Origin of the sequence: Nocardia exalbida NBRC 100660, from assembly GCF_000308575.1 — a bacterium.
Lineage (GTDB): Bacteria > Actinomycetota > Actinomycetes > Mycobacteriales > Mycobacteriaceae > Nocardia > Nocardia exalbida.
Window position 1 is genome coordinate 1 of record NZ_BAFZ01000142.1, and the last position, 390, is coordinate 390.

1 protein-coding gene is annotated in these 390 nt (G+C 66.7%); it reads left to right on the forward strand.

Annotated features, from left to right (window positions below):
• Positions 1–9 precede the first annotated feature (9 nt).
• A partial coding sequence (locus ON29_RS29815) for an IPT/TIG domain-containing protein (RefSeq protein WP_373283944.1) occupies positions 10–390 on the forward strand: 381 nt, incomplete at its 3' end.

Sequence of the window (390 nt, forward strand, 5' to 3'; positions counted from 1 at the left end):
GGAACGAATCTGACCGGAGCGACTGCGGTCAGCTTCGGCGCTACACCGGCAGTCTCTTTCACGGTTGACTCCGCGACTCAGATCACGGCAGTCTCTCCCGCCGGAACCGGGACCGTGCTGGTTACCGCCACCACCGCGGGCGGCACCAGCAACGGCGTCACCTACACCTACGTCCCCGTACCGACCTTGGCCACCGTGGTGCCGAGTTCGGGGCCGGAGGCGGGCGGAACAACGGTCGTGCTCACCGGAACAGATCTGACCGGAGCGACAGCGGTGAGTTTCGGTGCGACACCGGCGGCTTCGTTCACTGTCGACTCCGCGACCCAGATCACGGCCGTCACCCCGGCCGGAACAGCAACAGTGCAGGTCACCGTAACGACGGTGGGTGGC